This is a genomic window from Aeromonas sanarellii, assembly GCF_000820085.1.
Taxonomy (GTDB): Bacteria; Pseudomonadota; Gammaproteobacteria; order Enterobacterales; family Aeromonadaceae; genus Aeromonas; species Aeromonas sanarellii.
Genome location: NZ_CDBN01000092.1, coordinates 73,434 through 89,957, shown reverse-complemented (window position 1 = coordinate 89,957; position 16,524 = coordinate 73,434). Strand labels below are relative to the sequence as shown.

Here is a 16,524-nt window from a genome sequence, read left to right as displayed (position 1 = left end):
ATGCACATTTATCCGGAGTGCTATGGGTGACGAGCCGGAACAACTTCTCCGGATCCCCCTGTTAATAACCTGGTGGATAGGGATCTGGGGATAAAGGGGGAGATCGGGGGAGTGAGACCGGATCTCCCGCCCCCTGATCAGGCGATCGAGGCCATCCAGTCGTGGATCCAGGCTTCGGCGGCGTCTTCCGGGATCTCGTGCTGGGTCACGTCTATCTCCAGACGATCCCCGATCCGGCTTGCTCCGCACTCGGCCAGCAGCCGATCCAGCGTCTTGCCGCCCTGGCAGAAGGTGTCATAGCTGCGATCCCCCAGGGCGATCACCCCATATTTCAAGGCGCTGAGATCCGGGCGCTGGTCCACAAGATCCTTGGCGAAGGGTTGCAGATTGTCGGGCACGTCGCCGGCACCGTGGGTGGAGGTGATCACCAGCAGTATGGCCTTGGGCTCGGCCAGGATCTCGGCCAGGCTGGCCGGGTTGTGGATCTCGGCTTGGTGGCCCGCCTGTTCCAGCAGGCTGGCCACATGATCTGCGACATATTCGGAGGCCCCCAGCATGGAGCCGACGACGAGGTTGAGTTTGGCCATGGAATGATCCTGATGTCATCGAAAGAGTGAAGAGCAGGGATCTTACCGCCAAAGCATGTGGATAAATATGGATAAAGCTTGGGGATAAGGATCCTTCACTATTTTTATGGCAGAGGCCGCCCTCACCATCTTTTTTATCTTCCCCTGTGTTCCCTTCTTTTGACCACCCTCCTGAATGAGTCTTTCTGCCGGAAAAGTCGTCCGTTGATACAGCAGGTAACAATAGAGATGCAAATGATTAGCAATTATTGAATCGATTCGATCATGGCTCCTGTAGTAGCATTGTGCCGCTTTATTCGCCTAAGGAGTCGGGCAGACCGGCCGCATTGGGCACCCATAATAAGAAACCAAAATATAACTCATTGATATTTGAGACACTTATATGATTGCGCAAAGAAATACCCAGAATGCAGTGATGCGAAAGAAGGGGGCCCAACTGTTGCCGCTCTCCTGCCTGCTGGCGAGCCTGCCGGTGCTGGCTGCCGAACCGGCGGACAAAGAGCTGCCCAAGGCGGCTGAAACCATGGTGGTCACCGGCACCGCCATGAAGGTCGAAGTGCCCATGGCCGAGACCCCTCGCGCCGTCTCCGTGGTCAACCGCGAGGAGCTGGATCAGCACGCCGTGCTGCAGCTCGACGAGTCCGTGCGCTACCGCTCCGGCGTGCTCACCGGTCTCTACGGCTCCGACAACAACACCGACTGGTTCAAGGTCCGTGGCTTCGATGCCGCCCAATACCTCGATGGCAACCGCCTGTTCGGCACCGGCTACTATGTGTGGACGCCGGAACCCTTCGGTCTGGAAAGCGTGGAACTGCTCAAGGGCCCGGCCTCCATCCTCTACGGCGAGGCGCCTCCCGGCGGCGTGATCAACTCCATCAGCAAGCGCCCCACCGCGACCCCGCAAGGCCTGGTCAATCTGCAACTGGGCAACCGGGATCTGCGCCAGGTCGGGGTCGACTTCTCCGACGATCTGACCGACGACAGCCGCTATCGCATGGTTGCACTCTATAAAGAGCGCGACGGCGTGCTGGATGGCACCTACAACGAGCGCGCCTACCTGGCGCCGAGCGTGACCCTGGATATCTCGGATCGCACCAGCCTCACCCTGCTGGCCAGCTTCCTGCACGATGAAGGGGTGCCCACCAACGGCTTCTTCCCCGTCTATGGCACCCTGAACACCTCGGGCGGCCAGATCGATCCCAGCACCAACCTGAGTCAGCCGGATTACGATCGCAACCGCAACACCCAGATCTCCACCGGCTACGAGCTGGCCCACCAGTTCAACCAGACCTGGGAGTTCAAGCAGAACGTCCGCTTCAACTACAACGATCTGCTGCTGCGTCAGACCTATATCTTCCCGACGTACGAAGGCACCACCGCCTACCGCGGCCTGGTCTACCGTGACGGCGACACCAAGAGTGCCACCATGGACAACCAGCTGGTGGGCTACTGGAACACGGATCGCACCGAGCAGACCCTGTTGATGGGGATCGATCTGCAGCGCCACGTGAACGAAGGGGTCGAGGCCGACAACTACGGTATGGGGTCCATCGACACCATGAACCCGGATTACAGCGGCTTCCCCGGCTTCGATGAGTCCACCGCCACCTATCAGAAGAACACCAAGGGCCAGAGCGGTCTCTACGCCCAGCATCAGATCCGCTGGGACGATCGCTGGTTGCTGACCGCAGGTGGTCGCTTCGACTATGTGGAGACCCACAACATCAGCGAAGCCACCAGCAAGAACGAGAAGCAGTATGACGACAACCTCTCGCTCTCCGGCAGCCTGATGTATCTGGCCGACAACGGCCTCTCCCCCTACTTTGCCTATGCGGAGTCGTTCGAAGTGTTGCCGGGCATAGATCCGAACACCAAGAACTCCTACAAGCCGCTGGAAGGCAAGCTGTATGAGACCGGCATCAAGTACGCCCCCAGCTTCCTCGACGGTTACATCAACCTGGCGCTGTTCAATCTGGAGCAGACCAACTCGCTCGTCTCTACAGGATCCGGCCAGCAGACCCAGGCCGGCGAAGTGACCTCCCAGGGCGTCGAGCTGGAAGGGAGCGTACAGGCCACCGAGGCGCTGCGCCTGACCGCTGCTTATACCTACACCGATGCCAAGACCAACGACACCGGCAACGGTGATCGTCGCGCCAGCCTGATCCCGCGTCACCAGGCCTCCTTCTGGGGCAATTACAAGGTGCAACAGGGTCCGGTCTCCGGACTGGAAGTGGGTTCCGGGGTGCGTTACATCGGATCCAGTGTCGGCATAGGTGCCGTGAATGCGGACTACACCCCCATCTATGGTTCGGCCCAGGTGCCGGCCCAGACGGTGTGGGATGCGATGATCGGGTATGACTTCGCCAAGAACTGGCGTGCCCAGGTCAACGTCAACAACCTGCTGAACGACACCTATGTGGCGAGCTGTGACTACTACTGCTACTACGGTGAGCCGCGCAGCATAGTCGGCTCCGTCAACTACCGCTGGTAAGATCCAGGCCGGGCGGGTGCCTCAAGCTCCCGCCCTCCTTCTTTTTGTATACAGGCCTGCCATGGAACTCTTGTCACTGGTTTACCGCCAATACCGTTGGCCCTTCATCGCCATTACCCTGCTCAGTCTGCTCAGTGCGGTGAGTGGGATCGGTGTTATCGCCTTTATCAATCAATCGCTTATAGAATCAGTTGGAGAGCCGTTGCCGGTGCTTGGCCAGCTGATCGGCCTTATCCTGCTGCTGCTGGTCATTACCCTGGGCTCCCAGCTGGCCTTGACCACCCTCGGTCACCACTTCGTCTATCACCTGCGCGGTCGCCTGCTCAAGCAGCTGCTGGATACCGACGTCGCCCGCATTCGCCAGATAGGGCAGGGGCCGCTGCTGGCCTCCCTCTCCAGCGACATCGGCCAGATCACCATCGCCTTCGTGCGCCTGCCGGAGCTGGTGCAGGGGCTGGTGCTGACTCTGGGCTCCATCATCTACCTCGGCATGCTCTCTCCCGCCCTGCTCTGTGTCACCGCGCTCTGGGTCACGGTGACCATGGTGGTGGGCTGGCTGCTGGTGAACCGAGTCTATCGCCACCTGTCGCGCATGCGTCAGGCCGAGGACAGGCTCTACCAGAACTATCAGTCCATCATCGCCGGCAGCAAGGAGCTGGCCCTCAACCGCGAGCGGGCCCATTTCGTCTACCACAGGCTCTATGAGCAGAACGCTCAGGACTATCGCCAGCACATCATTCGTGCCGATACCTATCACCTGAGCGCGGTGAACTGGTCGAACATCATGATGCTGGGGGCCATCGGCCTGGTGTTCTTCCTGGCCAACGGCCTGGGCTGGGCCAACACCAATGTGGCCGCCACCTTCGCCCTGACCCTGCTGTTCCTGCGCACCCCCTTGCTGCAGGGCATCGGCGCCCTGCCGACCCTGATCGCCGCCCAGGTGGCGTTCGACAAGATAGCGACCCTGAATCTGGCCGAGCCGGAACCCGACTTCCCGCTGCCGCCTGCGCCTCGCCCCTGGCGGCGCATCCAGCTGGAGCAGGTGAGTTTCCACTATCCGGGGGAGGGCGGCTTCGCCGTGGGGCCGATCAACCTCACCATCGAGAAGGGGGAGCAGATCTTCATCATCGGGGGCAACGGCTCCGGCAAGTCGACCCTGGCCATGTTGCTGACCGGGCTCTACCAGCCGGTCTCTGGCCGGATCCTGCTGGATGGGGAGCTCATCGCGGATCGCAACGCCTATCTGGCGCTCTTCTCCGCCATCTTCACCGATTACCACCTGTTCCAGCACCTGCTGGGCCCGGAGCCGAAGCAGGCGCTGATCGCCGAGTGGCTGGAGCGGCTGCAGATGGGCAGCAAGTTGCACATCAAGGATGACTTCATCGCCGACATCGATCTCTCCCAGGGCCAGCGCAAGCGGGTCGCCCTGCTGCTGGCGCTGGCGGAGCAGCGCGAGATCATGCTGTTCGACGAGTGGGCGGCGGATCAGGATCCCCAGTTCCGCCGCATCTTCTATCAGGTGCTGCTGCCGCGTCTCAAGGAGATGGGCAAGACGGTGATCGCCATCAGCCACGACGATCTCTACTTCTCCCAGGCCGATCGCCTGCTGGAGATGCGCCAGGGCCGGCTCACCGAGCTGCTCGGCGAGCGTCGCGAGCAGGTGAGCCGGGACGCGGTCGCCCATCTGGATACAGATTTGAATGCAGAGGTGCCGGTCTGAATCCGGCCAACAGGAACACCTTATGTTTGAGATGAAAGCCGCCAGCTTCGTGGTCAACGACCGCCAGTTGCTGCACCCCACGGATCTGCGCTTCGAACAGGGCCAGGTCCATGGCCTCATCGGCCACAACGGCTCGGGCAAGTCTACCCTGCTCAAGCTGCTGGCCCGCCAGCAGCCCCTGAGCGGCGGCGAGATACTGTTCGACGACAAGCCTCTGTCCGACTGGGGAAACCGGGACTTCGCCCGCCAGGTGGCCTATCTGCCCCAGCACCTGCCGAGCGCCGAGAACCTGCTCGGCCGCGAGCTGGTGGAGATGGGGCGCTACCCCTGGCGCGGCCTGCTGGGCCGCATGCAGGAGGCCGATCACAGCCAGGTGGAGAAGGCCATCGCCCTGACCCACACCGAGCCCTTCGCCGATCGGCTGGTGGATACCCTCTCCGGCGGCGAGCGGGGGAGGGTCTGGCTCGCCATGCTGCTGGCCCAGGGGAGTCGCTTCATCCTGCTGGACGAGCCCCTGGCCGCCCTGGACGTGGCCCATCAGGTGGAGGTGCTCACCCTCGTCAAGCAGTTGAGTCGCCAGCTCAACCTGGGGGTCATCATCGTCATCCACGACATCAACATGGCCTCCCGCTTCTGCGACAGGCTGGTGGCGCTGCACAGCGGCCGCTTGCTGACCCATGGCGTGCCAGACGACATCATGACCGGCGAAACCCTGCACGCCATCTACGGCATCCCGATGGAGGTCATTCGCCACCCGGCCCATGATCACGCCATCGCCATCGTCTGACCGGGGGATCTCTTGAACCGTTTATTGAAGATGGCTCCCTGCCTTGTCAGCCTGTTGTTGCCGTTTGCGGTACTGGCCGAGTCACAGCCTGTGGCGACCGAACAATACGCCCAATCCATCCCCCGCATCGCGACCATCGACTGGACGGTGGCGGAGACCCTGCTGGCCCTGGGCGTGGCGCCGCTGGCCATGGGGGATGTGGAGTCCTATCGCGCCTGGGTGGGGGAGCCGACGCTGCCGGCGGAGGTGGTGGATATCGGCCTGAGGATGCAACCCAACCGCGAGCTGCTGGCGGAGCTCAAGCCCGACCTCATCCTCATCTCGCCGCTGATGGCGTCGCTGGAGCCCACCTTGTCCCGCATCGCCCCGGTGCAATCCATCGCACTCTATGAACCCGATGCGGATCTGTGGCAGCGACTGCACGAGGCGACCCTGACCATAGCCGCTCTGGTGGGCAAGACCGCCGAGGCCGAGCGTCAACTCGCCGCCCTGGGGCGGGATCTGGCACGGATGAAGGGGCAACTGCCCGCCGATCTTCCCCCCTTGTTGCTGGTGCAATTTATCGACGAGCGCCATGTGCGGGTATTTGGCCGCCACAGTCTGTTCGAGGCGGTGATGGAGCGGCTGGGGCTGCGCAACGCCTGGCAGGGGGAGACCAACGCCTGGGGCTTCGCCGTGGTCAGTCTGGAACAGTTCCTGGCCTTGCCACAGGCCCGGCTGGTGGTGGTCGACCCCATCCCGGTGGGAGTGAGCGAGCGGCTGCAGGAGCCGGGGTTGTGGCAACATCTGCCCCTGGTGAAACAGGGCAAGGTATTGCACCTGCCCGCCGTCTGGAGCTTCGGTGGCCTGCTCGCCGCCCGCCGCTTCGCCGATCTGTTGAGTGGCGCCTTGCAAGAGGATTCGTCTTCCGATGTGGCAACCCAGGTGACCGCCAAGGGAGCCATCCAATGAACCAGTTTCTTCCCTCTTCCCTGCTGCGGCCCGGGCTCTGCCTGCTGGCGCTGACCCTGATGCTGGCCTGTGGTGAGCTGGCGCGCCAGCTGCCGCAGGCACTCTGGTGGCAGGCCCTGTTCTCGCCCCAGCTGGACGACGCTCGTCAGGCGGTGATCCACTTCAGCTGGCTGCCGCGCCTCGCTATCTGCCTGCTGGCCGGCGCCGCTCTTGGCCTGGCTGGCACCCTGATGCAGCAGGTGCTGCGCAACCCGCTCGCCTCGCCGACCACCCTGGGGGTGGCCTCCGGCGCCCAGCTGGCGCTGATGGTGGTGACCCTGTTTGCTCCCGCCTGGCTGCTGATCGGGCGGGAGTGGATCGCCATGGCGGGGGGGAGCCTGGCCATGGGGCTGGTGTTCGCCCTGGCTTGGCGTCGCCAGCTCAACCCCGTGGTCATCGTCTTCGCGGGCCTGGTGATCAACCTCTATCTCGCCGCCATCAGCCTGGGGCTGCTGCTGTTCTTCCAGGAGGAGCTCAAGGGCCTGTTGGTGTGGGGAAGCGGCTCATTGGCCCAGACCAGCTGGAGCGGCACCCTCTACCTGCTGCCGCGGCTGCTGGCGGCGGCTGTGCTGGCGGCGCTGCTGGCCCGTCCCCTGGCTGTGCTGGAGCTGGACGATGCCAGCGCCCGCAGCCTGGGAGTCTCCCTCAAGCACCTGAGATTCGCCGGCCTCGGTCTTGCGGTCTTCATCACCGCCTGCGTGGTGAGCGTGGTGGGGCTGATCGGCTTTATCGGGCTGGCGGCTCCCGTCATGGTACGCATGCTGGGGGTGAGGCGGCTCGGCCTGCGCCTGCTGTGGGCGCCCGTGCTGGGGGCCTTGTTGCTGGCGGCCACCGATCTGCTGCTGCAATCCCTGATCCGCTTCTGGCCCGTGCTGATCCCGACTGGCGCCATGACGGCGCTGCTGGGGGCGCCGCTGCTGCTCTGGTTGATCCCGCGCCTCACCCTCAAGTCCACTCCCAGGGCGTCCGCCGGGCTGGTGGTGGCACGTCACCCTGCGCCTGCACGCCTTGTCGGCCTGATGTTGACGGGGCTGGTATTGGCTGTGGTTGCGTCCCTGCTGTTCGGGCAGGGGATGGATGGGTGGCGCTGGCCGAGCTGGCTCAGGTGGGAAGCCCAGCTGGAGTGGCGATTGCCGCGCACCCTGGCGGCAGGGGCGGCCGGCGTGCTGCTGGCGCTGGCGGGCACCCTGCTGCAGCGGGTCAGCAACAACCCCATGGCGAGCCCGGAGCTGCTGGGGGTAAGCGGTGGCACCTTTATGGGGGTCATTGCTGCCGCATTATTGCTGCCTGCGCTGCCGCTGCCCATGATGCTGCTGGGAGGCGTGCTGGGGGCCTTTGGCTGCCTGCTGCTCTTGGTGCTGATCAACCGCAAGAACAGTTTTCAGCCGGAGCGGATCCTGCTCTCCGGCATCGCCATCACGGCACTGTTCGAGCCGCTGCAGGCCATAGCGCTGGCCAACGGCGATCTGCGGGTGCAGCAACTGCTCTCCTGGATGTCCGGCTCCACCTATCACGTTACCCAGCCGGTGGCCATGGCGCTGGCTGTGCTGGCGCTGCTGATGCTGGCGGCCTGTCTGCTGGTGAGCCGCTGGCTGGATCTGATGCCCATGGGACCGGCGGTGGCGACGGCGCTGGGGGTTCGACTCAGCCGCGCCCAGCTCGTCATCTTGCTGCTGGTGGCCGTGCTCACCGCCAGTGCCACTATGGTCATAGGGCCGCTCTCCTTCGCCGGCCTGCTGGCGCCCCACATGGCCAGGCTGATGGGGTTGGTGCGGGCGCGCTGGCACCTGCTCGGCGCGGCCGGTTGTGGCGCCCTGCTGATGGTGCTGGCGGACTGGGTAGGCCAGCAAGTGCTGTTCCCGCAGGAGGTGCCGGTCGGCCTGGTCTCCACCCTGTTAGGGGGCGCTTACTTCATGTGGTGCCTGCGCCGGCTGTAGGGTTTAGCATAAAAAGCGCACAAAAAAAGCCCGGGATCATCCCGGGCTTTTCATTGCCTGCCGTGCAGGCTTACTTGCCGATGCAGAAGCTGGAGAAGATGCGGCCCAGCAGATCGTCGGAGCTGAACTCGCCGGTGATCTCGGAGAGGGACTCCTGCGCCAGGCGCAGCTCTTCGGCCACCAGCTCGCCGGCCACGAACACTTCCAGCTGCTCCTTGGCCACCAGCAGCCGCTCGGCGGCGCGTTCCAGCGCATCCAGATGGCGGCGGCGGGCCATGAAGCCCCCCTCGGTGTTGCCCTGGAAGCCCATGCAGGCTTTCAGGTGCTCGCGCAGGGCGGGCAGCCCCAGCTCGGTCTTGGCGGAGATGCGGTAGACGGCGTGGCCCTGCTCCTGACTCGGAGCCAGATCTTCGCCGGTCAGGTCGGCTTTGTTGCGCACCACGGTGAGGCCGATCTTTTTTGGCAACCGATCAACAAATTCCGGCCAGATCTCCCGCGGGTCGACCGCATCCGTGGTGGTGCCATCCACCATGAACAGCACCCGATCGGCCTGTTCTATTTCGGCCCAGGCACGCTCGATGCCGATTTGCTCCACCTTGTCCTGGGTATCGCGCAGGCCGGCGGTGTCTATGATGTGCAGCGGCATGCCATCCAAATGGATGTGCTCGCGCAGCACGTCGCGGGTAGTGCCGGCGATCTCGGTGACGATGGCGGACTCGCGGCCGGCCAGGGCGTTGAGCAGGCTCGATTTGCCGGCGTTGGGGCGACCGGCGATCACCACCTTCATCCCTTCCCGCAGCAGGGCGCCCTGCTTGGCCTCGCCGCGCACGGCATCCAGTTCGTCCATGATGGCGTAGAGATCGCCAGCCACCTTGCCGTCGGAGAGAAAATCGATCTCCTCGTCCGGGAAGTCGATGGCGGCCTCCACGTAGATGCGCAACCGGGTGAGGCTCTCCACCAGCTGCTGCACCTTGCCGGAGAACTGGCCCTGCAGGGAGTGCATGGCACTGCGGGCCGCCTGCTCGCTGGAGGCCTCGATCAGATCGGCGATGGCCTCGGCCTGGGCCAGATCCAGCTTGTCATTGAGGAAGGCGCGCTCGCTGAACTCGCCGGGGCGGGCGGGGCGGATGCCCTCGATCTGCAGGATGCGGCGCACCAGCATGTCCAGGATGACGGGGCCGCCGTGACCCTGCAGCTCCAGCACGTCTTCGCCGGTGAAGCTGTTGGGGGCCTTGAACAGCAGGGCTATGCCCTGATCCAGCGGCTGGCTCTGCTCGTCCCTGAACGGCAGATATTCGGCATAGCGCACCCTGGGCAGCCTGCCGAGCACGGTTTCGGCGACCCGCTCGGCGGCGGGGCCCGAGACCCGGACTATGCCGACGCCACCCCGACCGGGGGCGGTGGCCTGGGCCACGATAGTATCTGTTGTCATCTTGCTTGGCTCATCGGTTCGGTGATTGCGGACATTGTAATAAAAAAGGCGGCCCCAGGGCCGCCTCTTTTGTCATCAGGGAAGATTAGCTGCGGGAATGCAGGCCTTTCTTCTCCAGCTGACGATAGATGATGGTCTGCTGGATGATGGAGATGACGTTGCTCACCAGCCAGTACAGGGTCAGACCTGCCGGGAACCAGAGGAACATGAAGGTGAAGATGATCGGCATGAACTGCATCACCTTCTGCTGCATCGGGTCCGTGATGGTGGTCGGGCTCATCTTCTGCAGGTACCACATGGAGGCACCCATGAGGATCGGCAGCACGAAGAAGGGGTCCTTCACCGACAGGTCGGTGATCCACAGGGCGAACGGCGCGTGGCGCAGTTCGACGGATTCCATCAGAGCCCAGTACAGGGCGATGAAGATGGGCATCTGCACCAGGATGGGCAGACAGCCGCCCAGCGGGTTGACCTTCTCCTTCTTGTACAGCTCCATCATGCCCTGGGACATCTTCTGGCGATCGTCGCCGAAGCGTTCCTTGAGCGCCGCCAGCTTGGGCTGGAGCATGCGCATCTTGGCCATGGATGTGTACTGGGCCTTGGTCAGCGGGAACATGATGCCGCGCACCAGCAGGGTCAGCATGATGATGGCCAGACCCCAGTTCTGGACGAAGCCGTGGAACACGGTCAGCAGCCAGTGCAGCGGCTGGGCGATGAACCAGAGCCAGCCGTAGTCGACGGTCAGGTCGAGGTGGTTGGCCACCTTGGCCATCTGATCCTGCAGCTTGGGACCGATCCACAGCTTGCCGCTCACCTCGGCCTGCTGGCCGGCGGCGACGTCAACCAGGGGCGCCTTGTAGCCGATGATGGCCTGGTCCTTGCCCGGGATCACGCGGCTGTAGAAGCTGTTGGTGTCCTCGGCATTCGGCGCCCAGGCGGAGACGAAGTAGTGTTGCAGCATGGCGACCCAGCCACCCTTGGTGGTCTTGTTCAGGTCGGCATCCTTCATCTCGTCGAAGGTGTACTTCTTGTAGCGGTTGTCGTCGCTGGAGAAGGCACCACCACGGTAGGCGCTGGCCACCATGGCATGGCCTTCCTGATCCTTCGGCGTGGTCATGGTCTGCTTCAGCTGACCGTAGAACTGCACCTGGACCGGCTCGGCAGACTTGTTGTCGATCTTGTAGTCGACACCCACGGCGTAATCGCCGCGCTTGAGGACGAACTCCTTGGTGAAGACCACGCCCTTGCTGTCGGTCCAGGTCATGGGGACCACGACCTGATCCTGACCGTCGGCCAGCTGATAGCTGGTCTGGGCCACATCATAGGTGGGACGGCCCTCGGCCTGACTGTCCGGGCCGTTGCGACCGACCAGGCCGCTCTGGGCGACATAGAGGTGCGCCGGCTGGCTGGTCAGCAGGGTAAACGGCTGTTCCTTGCCTTCTTCCAGCTTGTGGGCCAGCAGTTCGGCAGAGACGATGTCACCGCCCTGGGTATCCAGGGTCAACTTGAGCACGTCGGAGGAGACGGTGATCAGCTTGCGCGCGGCGTTACCATTTGCTTGCTCGGAAACCTGGGGAATATCACCGGTCTGACCGGCTTCAGGTACGAAATGTTCGGTTTGGGCCACGGTCGTCGGGGCCGGCTTCGGAGCCTTGTCGGACTCCCACTGTTGCCAGAGCAAGAAGCTCACGAACAGCAAACCGATCAGGAGTAAATTGCGTTGTGATTCCATAGTCTTCAGTTTCTTCGCTTTGGTTGCGGAACCGGGTCATAACCACCCTCGGATAAGGGATGGCATTTTAATAGACGTTTGCTGGCTAACCAAACGCCTTTTATGAAACCGTGAAGTCGGATTGCTTCTATTGCAAATTGGGAACAAGTCGGGGTGAAACGGCAGCGCGGCCCGAGCAGGGGACTAAGGATTAGCTGATACAGGCGTATCAGTTTGATGGCTACCCATTGCAACGGCGTGACAGAGTGCGCCATAGCTTTTCCAGTAACTTGAACAGCGCTTCGTTGTCCATCTCCTTCACGCCACCCTTGGCGATCACGACGATGTCGATAGCGGGCAGATTGGCTTGATTGAGGCGAAAACTTTCCCGAACCACTCGTTTGACACGGTTGCGCCAGACGGCACGCTTGAGCGCCTTTTTGGGCACGGCGAGACCAAGACGGGGGTGTTCGAGGGAATTGGGGCAAGCAAGAAGCGTAATTTGCGGAGAAGCGGCCCGGACAGGCTCGGCGAAAACGCGTTTGAAGTGTTCGGGAGTTAACAGACGTAACTCCCGAGAGAAGGTGTGCTGGGTAGGCATTAGACTACCAGGCGGGCACGACCCTTGGCACGACGAGCGGCCAGAACTTTGCGACCGTTGGCGGTAGCCATGCGGGCGCGGAAACCGTGAGAGCGCTTGCGCTTCAGGTTGGACGGTTGAAAAGTACGTTTCATGATTCGATTCCGTATTTCTGTACAGTTTTGATTGTCACACTTAGCCGACGCGCCAGCTATAGCGTGTGACGACTAGCAAAAGAGGCCGAATTCTAAACAGAGTTCGGCTTCTCGTCAATCCGCCGTTCCCTCCCGTCTCGCCCTGCTCGTCAAACAAGAGCAGGAGAAGCTGGCAGGATCCGGAGGATCAAGGGCCCCGAATTATACTGGCAACCCTGGGTTAAACAAGGATCCGCCAAGAAAAAAGGCGGCAGAGCCGCCAAAGAGAGAGCTATTTCAGCACTTTGCGCAGGAATTCCCGGGTACGGGGATCCTGCGGATCGACCAATATCTGGCTCGGCGGGCCCTGCTCCACGATCCGGCCTCCCTCCATGAAGATCACCCGATCGGCGACATCACGGGCGAACTCGATCTCGTGGGTCACCACCACCATAGTCTGGTGCTGGCGGGCGAGCTGCTTCATCAGGCCCAGCACCTCGTCGACCCATTCGGGATCCAGGGCCGAGGTGGGCTCGTCGAACAGGATCACCTTGGAGTGGGCCGCCATGGCACGGCCGATGCCGACCCGCTGCTGCTGGCCGCCGGAGAGGGAGGCCGGGTAGGCATCCTGCTTCTCGGCGAGGCCTATGTCCTTGAGGATGCCGAGGGCGGTGGCGCGGGCCTCCGCCTTCGGCTGTTTCCAGACGGTGATGAGCCCCTCGGCGATGTTGTCCAGCGCCGTCTTGTTGGCGAACAGGGCATAGTTCTGGAACACGAAGGAGGCGCGCTTGCGCAGCTCGATGGCCTGCTGGTCGCTGGCCCTGGCCAGGTCCAGCTGCAGATCATCGATGGCGAGCCGGCCGGCGTCCGGGGTCTCCAGCAGGTTCAGGCAGCGCAGCAGGGTCGACTTGCCGGTGCCCGAGGGACCGATGATGACGACGATTTCCCCCTTTTTCACCTCAAGATCGATGCCGTTGAGCACCTGATTTCCGTCATAGGCCTTGGAAAGACCCGTTAGCTTGATCATGACAGGTCTCCTTTAATAGGCGCGGTTCAGGCGCACTTCCAGCAGGTGCTGCAAGCGGGTGAAGAAGATGACGACGACCCAGTAGACCAGGGCTACCGCCATGAAGCTCTCGAAGAACTTGAAGGAGGAGGAGGCCTCCATCTGCGCCTTGCCCATGATCTCGGCCACCCCCAGGGTAAACGCCAGCGAAGTGCTCTTGATCATGTCGATGAAGTAGTTCATCAGGGACGGCGTCGCGATGCGGGCGGCCTGGGGCAGGATGATCCGCTGCATCGCCTGCAGCCGGCTCATGCCGATGCTGAGGGCGGCCTCCATCTGGCTCTTGTGGATGCCGAGGATGGCGGCCCGGATCGACTCGGCCATGTAGGCGGCAAAGTGCAGGGTCAGGCCTATGATGGCGGCGGTGAAGGCATCCATCCCCACGAAGATGGGGAAGAGCTGCGGCAGCCCGTAGTAGAGCAGGAACAGCTGGACGAGCAGCGGGGTACCCCGGAAGAACGAGATATACAGCATCGCCAGCCAGTGAATTGCGGGAACGCGAAAGACCCGTACTATCGCCAGGATCAGCGACAGTACGAGTGCCAATACGAATCCCCACAGGGCCATTTCCATCGTGGTGCCCAGGTATTTGAGCAGGATGGGGAACAGCCCTAGTGTGTACTCGAGATCAAATTCCATCATTTATTTGCTGGTGATGTCCGCAGAGAACCATTTTTCCGAGATCTTGGTCAGGGAGCCGTCTTTGCGCATGGCGGTCAGGGCCTCGTCGACCTTCTTCAGCAGTGCCTGCTTCTCCGGAGTCTTCAGGAAGGGCAGGGCGTTCTCGATGGTTTCGAACGGTGCGCCAGCCTGTTGCAGCGGCAGCTTGGATTCCTTGATCAGCTGGGCGGTGGAGACGCGGTCCATTACGAAGGCATCGATGCGACCCAGGGCGACGTCCTGCTCGAAGGCGGAGTCATAGGTGCGGATGTCGATCTTCTTGTTCGGGTCGTTCTTGCGCAGCAGCTCTTCGAAGTTGGAGCCCAGGTTCACCGCAACGGTCTTGCCTTCCAGATCCTTGAGACCCTGGATGCTGTTGTTGCCCTTGCGCACCACGATCTGTGCGCCGTCATAGACGTAGGGCTGGGAGAAGTCGTACTTGGCCTTGCGCTCGTCGGTGATGGTGATCTGGTTGGAGATGGTATCGACGCGGCCGGTTTCCAGCATGCCGAACAGGCCGGAGAAGCTGGCGGTCACGAACTCGACCTTGTAGCCGGTGCGCTCACCGATCTGGTTCCACATGTCCACCTCGAAGCCTTGCAGCTTGTCCTGCTTGACGAAGGTGAACGGGAAATACTTGCCGGACATGCCGACCTTGATGGTTTCCTGGGCGATGGCTTGACCGGACAGGCTGGCCAGCAGAATGGCGGCGCCGGAAATCAGTTTGATGGTGGATTTCATGGGGATTCCTCTCTCTGTAGTGCTGTATTTTTAGTTGTAATCACGGGACGGCGCTGATGTTATTGGAATAAAATATAAAAAATAAATGATATTTGGTTATATAAAATAACTGTGGTCGCAGAGTTCCATTCTGTCCACATCGCCGGTTGGCGGCTGTGGGTAACTTTGGGGATGAAATGAGATCCTGGGGCGTTGGATCCTTGAAAGTCAAGGATCTTATTTGCTGGATCCGTGCGGCGGCAACTGGAGATCCGGCCACTAAAAACGTAGAATAGCCGGTCTTTACTTAATCAATTGACGGGAGTCTAGAGTGACTGCTTCGCTATGGCAGCAGTGCCTTAACCGGCTGCAAGATGAGTTGCCCTCGGCAGAATTCAGCATGTGGATCCGGCCGCTTCAAGCGGAGTTGAGTGACAATACTCTGACCCTGTATGCACCGAACCGCTTCGTTCTGGACTGGGTGCGCGACAAGTACCTGCTCCGGGTCAACGGCATCATCAACGAGCTGTGTGGGGCCGATGCTCCCACCCTGCGTTTTGACATCGGCAATCGCCCCCATCCCGTCGCGGTCGCCAGGGCGCCGGCACGCGGTGTCGATCCTGTGAATAACTCTCCCAAGAGCTGGGAGAACAAGGCCGAAGCCAAGCCCGAGCCGAATCACAAGAGCAACACCAACGTGAACTACACCTTCGAGAATTTCGTCGAGGGTAAGTCCAACCAGCTGGCCCGTGCGGCTGCCCGTCAGGTAGCAGACAATCCGGGTGGCGCCTACAACCCGCTGTTCCTCTACGGTGGCACCGGTCTGGGCAAGACCCACCTGCTGCACGCCGTTGGCAATGCCATCAAGGATCGCAAGAAAGACGCCAAGGTCATCTACATGCACTCCGAGCGGTTCGTGCAGGACATGGTGAAGGCGCTGCAGAATAACGCCATTGAAGAGTTCAAGCGTTATTACCGTAGCGTCGATGCCCTGCTCATCGATGACATCCAGTTCTTCGCGAACAAGGAACGCTCCCAGGAGGAGTTCTTCCACACCTTCAACGCCCTGCTCGAAGGCAACCAGCAGATCATCCTGACCTCGGATCGCTATCCGAAGGAGATCAACGGGGTGGAGGATCGTCTCAAGTCCCGCTTCGGCTGGGGTCTGACGGTGGCGATCGAGCCGCCCGAGCTGGAGACCCGGGTTGCAATCCTGATGCGCAAGGCGGACGAGAACCAGATCCACCTGCCAGACGAAGTGGCCTTCTTCATCGCCAAGCGGCTTCGCTCCAACGTCCGTGAACTGGAAGGCGCCCTCAACCGGGTGATCGCCAACGCCAACTTCACCGGCCGCGCCATCAACATCGACTTCGTGCGCGAGGCGCTGCGCGATCTGCTGGCCTTGCAGGAGAAGCTGGTCACCATCGACAACATCCAGAAGACGGTGGCGGAGTACTACAAGATCAAGCTGGCGGATCTGCTCTCCAAGCGCCGCTCCCGTTCCGTTGCCCGCCCGCGCCAGCTGGCGATGGCGCTGGCCAAGGAGCTGACGAACCACAGTCTGCCTGAGATAGGGGATGCCTTTGGTGGCCGTGACCACACCACGGTTCTTCATGCCTGCCGCAAGATCGAGCAGCTGAAGGAAGAGAGTCACGACATCAAGGAAGACTATTCCAACCTGATCCGTACCCTTTCTTCCTGATAACGGA

The 16,524-nt window shown here is 62.0% G+C and carries 15 protein-coding genes; 6 read left to right on the top strand and 9 right to left on the bottom strand.

Going from position 1 to position 16,524, the window contains the following annotated elements:
- Positions 1-137 precede the first annotated feature (137 nt).
- Positions 138-587: an FMN-binding protein MioC gene (mioC, locus tag BN1132_RS17415; protein WP_042079076.1), complete on the bottom strand. Its 450-nt coding sequence runs from the start codon at positions 585-587 to the stop codon at positions 138-140.
- 382 nt (positions 588-969) lie between these two features.
- On the opposite strand from mioC, the gene BN1132_RS17410 reads away from it, so the two are divergent.
- The 5 genes from BN1132_RS17410 to fhuB all read left to right on the top strand — a co-directional run bounded on the left by BN1132_RS17410 (position 970) and on the right by fhuB (position 8,512).
- Complete coding sequence (locus BN1132_RS17410; protein WP_042079075.1) at positions 970-3,078, top strand: TonB-dependent siderophore receptor; 2,109 nt, start codon at positions 970-972, stop codon at positions 3,076-3,078.
- A 61-nt stretch (positions 3,079-3,139) separates the two neighbouring features.
- Positions 3,140-4,798 carry a multidrug ABC transporter permease/ATP-binding protein gene (locus BN1132_RS17405; protein ID WP_042079074.1) on the top strand — a complete coding sequence of 553 codons (1,659 nt, stop codon included), beginning with the start codon at positions 3,140-3,142 and terminating at the stop codon, positions 4,796-4,798.
- Between the two features lie 22 nt (positions 4,799-4,820).
- A complete protein-coding gene (locus BN1132_RS17400; protein ID WP_042079073.1) occupies positions 4,821-5,585 on the top strand; it encodes an ATP-binding cassette domain-containing protein in 765 nt (254 codons plus the stop codon).
- A gap of 30 nt (positions 5,586-5,615) precedes the next feature.
- Positions 5,616-6,536 carry an ABC transporter substrate-binding protein gene (locus tag BN1132_RS17395; protein WP_084203078.1) on the top strand — a complete coding sequence of 307 codons (921 nt, stop codon included), beginning with the start codon at positions 5,616-5,618 and terminating at the stop codon, positions 6,534-6,536.
- Complete coding sequence (gene fhuB, locus BN1132_RS17390) at positions 6,533-8,512, top strand: Fe(3+)-hydroxamate ABC transporter permease FhuB (RefSeq protein WP_042079071.1); 1,980 nt, start codon at positions 6,533-6,535, stop codon at positions 8,510-8,512. Before BN1132_RS17395 ends, fhuB begins: the two co-directional genes overlap by 4 nt.
- Before the next feature lie 70 nt (positions 8,513-8,582).
- On the opposite strand, the gene mnmE is transcribed toward fhuB, so the two are convergent.
- The 8 genes from mnmE to BN1132_RS17360 all read right to left on the bottom strand — a co-directional run bounded on the left by mnmE (position 8,583) and on the right by BN1132_RS17360 (position 14,836).
- Positions 8,583-9,944: a tRNA uridine-5-carboxymethylaminomethyl(34) synthesis GTPase MnmE gene (gene mnmE, locus BN1132_RS17385; protein WP_042079070.1), complete on the bottom strand. Its 1,362-nt coding sequence runs from the start codon at positions 9,942-9,944 to the stop codon at positions 8,583-8,585.
- 85 nt (positions 9,945-10,029) lie between these two features.
- Positions 10,030-11,676, bottom strand: coding sequence for a membrane protein insertase YidC (yidC, locus tag BN1132_RS17380; protein WP_042079069.1), 1,647 nt, complete (start codon positions 11,674-11,676; stop codon positions 10,030-10,032).
- A 5-nt stretch (positions 11,677-11,681) separates the two neighbouring features.
- Entirely contained in the window at positions 11,682-11,930 is a 249-nt protein-coding gene (yidD, locus tag BN1132_RS19795; protein ID WP_084203073.1) for a membrane protein insertion efficiency factor YidD, read from the bottom strand.
- On the bottom strand, positions 11,897-12,256 hold the full coding sequence (gene rnpA / locus BN1132_RS17375; protein WP_010672281.1) for a ribonuclease P protein component: 360 nt from the start codon (positions 12,254-12,256) through the stop codon (positions 11,897-11,899). The genes yidD and rnpA overlap by 34 nt, the downstream gene beginning before the upstream one ends.
- Positions 12,256-12,390: a 50S ribosomal protein L34 gene (gene rpmH / locus BN1132_RS19790; RefSeq protein WP_005307156.1), complete on the bottom strand. Its 135-nt coding sequence runs from the start codon at positions 12,388-12,390 to the stop codon at positions 12,256-12,258. The genes rnpA and rpmH overlap by 1 nt, the downstream gene beginning before the upstream one ends.
- A gap of 271 nt (positions 12,391-12,661) precedes the next feature.
- Complete coding sequence (locus BN1132_RS17370) at positions 12,662-13,396, bottom strand: amino acid ABC transporter ATP-binding protein (RefSeq protein ID WP_042079068.1); 735 nt, start codon at positions 13,394-13,396, stop codon at positions 12,662-12,664.
- Positions 13,397-13,408: 12 nt separating this feature from the next.
- Positions 13,409-14,077, bottom strand: coding sequence for an amino acid ABC transporter permease (locus BN1132_RS17365; RefSeq protein ID WP_081843891.1), 669 nt, complete (start codon positions 14,075-14,077; stop codon positions 13,409-13,411).
- Complete coding sequence (locus tag BN1132_RS17360) at positions 14,078-14,836, bottom strand: amino acid ABC transporter substrate-binding protein (RefSeq protein WP_042079067.1); 759 nt, start codon at positions 14,834-14,836, stop codon at positions 14,078-14,080. It abuts the gene before it with no gap.
- 310 nt (positions 14,837-15,146) lie between these two features.
- Here BN1132_RS17360 and dnaA point away from each other — a divergent pair, with 310 nt between their 5' ends.
- Positions 15,147-16,517, top strand: a complete 1,371-nt coding sequence (gene dnaA / locus BN1132_RS17355) for a chromosomal replication initiator protein DnaA (RefSeq protein ID WP_042079066.1) — start codon at positions 15,147-15,149, stop codon at positions 16,515-16,517.
- Positions 16,518-16,524: the final 7 nt, after the last annotated feature.